This is a genomic window from Phytoactinopolyspora endophytica (assembly GCF_004138495.1).
GTDB lineage: Bacteria > Actinomycetota > Actinomycetes > Jiangellales > Jiangellaceae > Phytoactinopolyspora > Phytoactinopolyspora endophytica.
Window position 1 is genome coordinate 298,004 of the sequence record NZ_ML142850.1, and the last position, 3,507, is coordinate 301,510.

The window sequence follows — 3,507 nt, forward strand, 5'->3', positions numbered from 1 at the left end:
AATCCGGGAGCCACGTACACGCTGTCCGGGGGGAACTGCACGATCAGCAGTGAGGTCTCCCCCGGCCCAGGGAGCAGCGGCCCCCTGCGCGGGGCGGTCTCCTGCTCCGCTGCCGGCACCGAGGGTGAGGCTGCCGTGCGGTACACGACGCTGCTGAGCATCCCCGGGATGGCTTCATGGTGCAGCGCGTTGGGCACAGGCCCGTCGCTCGCGACTCCCGACCGTCCGTTGCGTCTCGTCGTGACGACACGTCGGGGCGTGCGAGGACGCTCGAACAAACCGTCACTCACGGATCAATCCCATCTCCTCAAGCCGGCCCCGCAGCGCCGGGTCCACGTCGAGGCTCGACTTTCCCGAGCTGTACAGCCGGCGCTTGCGTTCCTCGTCGAGCGCGCGTGAGCGAGCCGCCTCGAGGACGACCTCGGCGTCCACACGGGGAACGATGCAGATCCCGTCGTCGTCGGCCACCACGACGTCACCGGGGTGCACCAACCGGTCGCCGCAGACCAGTGGCACCTGGACGTCGGCCAGCGTCTCCTTGACGGTGCCCTGGGCGCTGACCGTCTTGCTCCAGACCGGGAAGCCCATGCTGCGCAACGCGCTGACGTCGCGCACTCCAGCGTCGATCACGAGCCCCCGCACTCCACGTGCCTGCGCGGCGGTGGCCAAGAGGTCGCCGAAGTACCCGTCGTCACATCGCGAGGTCGGAGAGACGACGAGGACGTCGCCCTCCCCTGCCAAGTCGACGGCGACGTGCAACATCCAGTTGTCGCCGGGCGGCACCTCGCACGTCACGGCGACCCCTGAGATCGCCGCGCCGACCTGCCTCGGTCGCAAGCGCGGGTTCAGCAGGCCCACCCGTCCCTGTGCCTCATGAGTCGTCGCGACCCCGACCTCGGCGAAGGCGCCGGCAACTGCCTGGCCGGCACGCGGCTGACCCGTTACCACTCTCGCCATGCTCAACAGCTCCTCATCGCGTTCGGCCACCGCCGCAATCCGGGCGCGTCCTAGGACCCATCGTCAGATCCATCACTGAGTCCCGGTCTTGATGACCTTGGCGAAGTAGGGCGTCGGTGCCACGGTCACTCGGATCTCGCGCAGCTCGTGGCTTCCGACGTTGTCGCGTCGGCTGTTCGGCTCACCCCACAGCAGCGTCAACTCGGTGCCGGGCTCGGCCAGCGAGGCGTCGATGATCCCGTGCGAGAGGATGTGCCGGGCGTTCGCGGAGTAGGACATGTACTGGGAGAACCCGACGGTCTCGCCACCGCTCAGCACGGCATCGGCGGCCCAGGTCGAGTACATGGGGGACGGAAGGGCGATGTACTGCGGAGACGTTCCGGTCCCGAAAAGTGCCGACTCGTTCACCGCCGTCACGTCGGCGTCGTCCCAGACGAGGGTGACCTTCTTGCGCCGCTGGTTCTCTGCTCGCTCGGCGAGAGCGTCCCGGCCGAGGAAGTCGCGGTCCCAGTCGATGATGTTCTTGTATCCGACCTCGATGGGATCGACGTAGTAGTCCTCGATCTGATCCGACACCAGGCTGCCTCCGAGCGATCCCAGCGACTCGAGCGAGAAGGTGCTGGTCCACTCGCGGTAGGGCTTGAGCTGTTCTCCGTGGTAGATCGCCGGCAGCGGAAGTGGCATCCACCCCGACTCCTGGGCGGTCGTCGAGTATGCGAACGCCCCGACCTTGCGCAGGCCGTACTTGGCTCCCAGCTCGTCCAACCTCTCGCGGACCGGCTGCTGGTCGGCCCACGGGCCGTAGATCTCGAAGCCTGGCGTCCCGGCCATGCCATGACGCAGGGCCCGGATCGGCTTGCCCGCGATGGAGATGTCGGCGATGCCGAAGAATCCCGCCTCAGGAAGCGGACCATCGAGAGCGTCTGTCACCAGGTCGAGGGCATGCACGCCCTGGATCTGGAACCGGAACACGTCTCGGGGGTGCTCCATCACCGACCAGTTGTGATCGAGTGTGGTGGCGACGTCGAACGAGGTGGACTCGGCGTTGTACTGGACCCAGTCCAACGCCATGGGAGCGCCGACCAGACGCAGGAAGTCGGTGTCCTCGTGGAACAGGATGGCGTCCCCGATGAGGTAGCCGTCGGGACTTGCCACGACGAGCTGCTTCGCCCTGCGGACCGGGAACGGGTCGAACTTGTTGACCGCGATCGTCAACAGGAACGGGATGATCTCGGTGCCGCGAAGGTGGAGCTCGCTCATGTGGTACGACTGCTCCAGGAGGGCGACGCCGTCCTTCCAGGCACAGACCTCGTCGCGCCAGCTGGTGAACTCGTTGGGGATGCCGGGGAAGACATAGGGGCCGAGCTGGTGGGGCCCACGCAGCAGCGACACCGGCCCGCCCGCCCCTTGGATCCTCTGCTCGAGCGTCTGAGCCTCAGTCATGGTCAGCGTCATCTCGTTGTCCTTTCAACTGGTTGTCGAAGGATGAGCCGGTGCGAACGTCGTCCGGGATCGGCAAGACGCGTGGTGGCGGGGGTACGGGGCTGCCCCCCAGCTCGACGCGCGGCCACTCGACGCCCCGAGCGAACTCGATGACGGCTTTGGTCCGCTGTGTCGGCTCGTACTCCGCGGGCCACACCACGTCGATCGACAACGGAGGAACAGGCGGCCAGATCTCCTTCATGACCACAGGGAAGCCTCGTACGGCACCTGGGTCCATGTGCCGCTGGACCAACATGCCGTAGCCCAGGCCCCTCCCGACCAGTGTCCGCACCACGTCCGGATTGCCGGTCCGGTGTCGGATCCTGGGGGTGAGACCACGCGCGTCGAAGATCGACAGCGCGTGGGAGCGCGACGGAGGACTGTCGAGCATGATGAAGTCCTCGTCCGCGAGGTCCTCGAGGCGCACGTGCGGCATGGCGGCCAGCCGGTGGCCGGCCGGGAGCAGCACGTGCGGCGGCAGCGTGAACAGACGCTCCCTCCGTACGCTGCGCGGGAGCTGGACGTCGTAGACGAAGGCCACGTCGACTCGGCCCGAGGCCAGCAGCTCGGCCAGCCGGTCCTGTGAGGCCTCGATGACCTCGACGTGAAGCCGGGGGTGGCTGTCGGCGAAGGCGGTGAGCAGAGGGGGCAGGACGGTCGGGCCCAGCGTCGGGAAGCAGCCGATCGACACTGGCCCGGACAGCTGGTCGGTCGAGGAGACGAGAGACGCGTACAGCTCTTGCGCACCCCGCAGGAGCACTCGGGCGTCGGCGACCACCTGTTCCCCGGCGCTGGTGAGCGTGAGCCCCTCGGCCTTGCGGCGGACGCAGAGCCTGGTGTGCAGCAGCCGCTCCAGCTGGGTGATGGCATCGGACATAGTCGAGGGCGAGACATGCATCCGCTCGGCCGCACCGACGATCGTGCCCGCTTCGGCGGCTGCGACCAGGTAGTCGAGCTGACGCAGCGTGAACGGCGGGAACGACGCGACCGGCGGCTGCACCGCGGGGATCGACACGTCTCCTCCATCGCTGAACGGGTCACCGCGAGTGCGGTGTCGAACCGGGCCGC

4 protein-coding genes are annotated in these 3,507 nt (G+C 67.9%); all 4 read right to left on the reverse strand.

Annotation, left to right across the window (positions count from 1 at the left end; all coding sequences use genetic code 11):
- Positions 1-290: cupin domain-containing protein (locus tag ELR45_RS36910; protein ID WP_205855965.1), on the reverse strand; the 290-nt coding region annotated here is incomplete at its 3' end.
- A complete protein-coding gene (locus tag ELR45_RS04720) occupies positions 283-957 on the reverse strand; it encodes a 4-carboxy-4-hydroxy-2-oxoadipate aldolase/oxaloacetate decarboxylase (protein WP_129663862.1) in 675 nt (224 codons plus the stop codon). The genes ELR45_RS04720 and ELR45_RS36910, both read right to left, overlap by 8 nt.
- A 72-nt stretch (positions 958-1,029) precedes the next feature.
- Positions 1,030-2,412: an aminomethyltransferase family protein gene (locus ELR45_RS04725; protein ID WP_129663864.1), complete on the reverse strand. Its 1,383-nt coding sequence runs from the start codon at positions 2,410-2,412 to the stop codon at positions 1,030-1,032.
- The coding region (locus ELR45_RS04730; RefSeq protein ID WP_165367480.1) for a LysR family transcriptional regulator at positions 2,393-3,507 on the reverse strand (1,115 nt) is incomplete at its 5' end. The genes ELR45_RS04730 and ELR45_RS04725, both read right to left, overlap by 20 nt.

What these genes read in the sequence shown, in the direction of transcription:
- ELR45_RS04720 (WP_129663862.1), bottom strand. Translation starts at nt 957, where the DNA reads ATGGCGAGAGTGGTAACGGGTCAGCCGCGTGCCGGCCAGGCAGTTGCC.
- ELR45_RS04725 (WP_129663864.1), bottom strand. Translation starts at nt 2,412, where the DNA reads ATGACGCTGACCATGACTGAGGCTCAGACGCTCGAGCAGAGGATCCAA.